This is a genomic window from Candidatus Limnocylindria bacterium (genome assembly GCA_036523395.1).
Classification (GTDB): domain Bacteria; phylum Chloroflexota; class Limnocylindria; order P2-11E; family P2-11E; genus CF-39.
Window position 1 is genome coordinate 1 of sequence record DATDEH010000027.1, and the last position, 1530, is coordinate 1530.

The 1530-nt window shown below is 67.1% G+C and carries 2 protein-coding genes; both read left to right on the forward strand.

Annotation, left to right across the window (positions count from 1 at the left end):
- A partial coding sequence (locus VI056_03455) for an MFS transporter (GenBank protein ID HEY6202078.1) occupies nucleotides 1–949 on the forward strand: 949 nt, incomplete at its 5' end.
- A 99-nt stretch (nucleotides 950–1048) separates the two neighbouring features.
- Nucleotides 1049–1399 carry a general stress protein B gene (locus VI056_03460; protein ID HEY6202079.1) on the forward strand — a complete coding sequence of 117 codons (351 nt, stop codon included), beginning with the start codon at nucleotides 1049–1051 and terminating at the stop codon, nucleotides 1397–1399.
- Nucleotides 1400–1530 lie beyond the last annotated feature (131 nt).

The window sequence follows — 1530 nt, forward strand, 5'->3', positions numbered from 1 at the left end:
CGCGCTCGTCATGGGCACCTTCACGATCCTGTGCGCGCTGGCACCGAACTTCGCGACGCTCGTGGCCGCACGCGCGGTGGCGGGCATCGGCGGATCGCTGATCTTCCCGAACGCCAACGCGCTCGTCGGCGATCTGTTCGCGTATCGCGAGCGCGGCCGCGCGATGTCGACGGTGATCGGCTTCAACACGATGGCGAGCGTCGTGGGAGTGCCGGTCGCGGGTGTCGTGGCCGAAGCCACGAGCTGGCGCGTTTCGGTGGGACTCGTTGGTGTCATCGCGATCGCCGCAGGCATAGGCCTCGCGGTGTTCCTCCGTCCGACGAAGACCGACCTGAGCGAGGATCGGATCTGGGTGATGTATCGCCTGATCCTCGGCAACCCGTCCGCAGTTGCCGCGATCATCTCGAGCTTCCTGGGTTCGCTCTACTGGTTCACCTGGATCACGTACCTGGTCGTGTTCTTCCAGCACACGTACGGCCTGAGCGAGGGCACGGCGTCGACGTATTCGCTCACGCTCGGGCTGGGCGTCCTCATCGGGAGCCAGATCGGTGGGCGCATCGGAGACCGCATCGGGCACCGACGCGTCGTCGCGGGAACGATCGTCGCATCGGGTGTGATTCTGCTCGCGCTCACCAACGCGCCGCCGCCGCTGCTCGCGGCCGCGGTGATGAACCTCGTGCTCTCGGCGGTCATCGGTGCGCGTTTCGCGACGAACACCACGCTGCTCACGGAGCAGGTGCCCGAGGCGCGCGGGACTCTCTTCGCGCTCTCCTCGTCGACAGCGTCGCTCTCGATCGTCGTCGGGGCCACCATAGGCGGTTTCTTCGTCGACACGCTTGGCTTCGGCGCGATCGGCGTGTTCTGCATGGGCGCCGCGCTGCTCTCATGCGTCATCGTTCTCGCATTCGTGAGGGAAGACCCGCTCGAGGTCGATCTGGGCACGGCCTGAGCCAATCGTTGCGCAGTTGTTACCTCGTGTCGGCACGGCCGACAGGCGTCCGGCATCCATCCTGCCCGTCACCTTGACCGCACCTGAAAGGAGCTGGCCATGGCGCGCAGAACTGGTGGTGGCATGACGGTGGCCGAGGCCGGCCGCATGGGCGGTCGCCTTGTCAGCGAAAGGTACGGTCCTGAGTTCTATGAGCGGATCGGCAAGAAGGGCGGCTCGAGCACCGCTACGAAGTACGGTCCCGAGTTCTTCGGCCGCATCGGCAAGAAGGGCGGCAAGGCCGTGACCGCGAAGTACGGTCCGGGTCACTTCGAGCGGATCGGCCGCAAGGGCGGACAGAAGGTCGCGGATCTCATCGAGCGCGCGAAGGCGATGGACGCCGTGGAGAAGCCGCGCCCGGTCGAGCGACCGGCGGTGGAAGACCGTGTCGAAGAAGAGGTCGGCCGCTAGCCGACGCACCTAGACTCGCGGGCGATGGGGAAGGAAGTTCGGCTCGGCACGCGCGTCGTCCGTTCGGCGCGTTCTCTCCCTGCCGGCGAAGGCATCCCGGTGGCGCCGCCCCTCGTGCAGAGCGTCGCGTT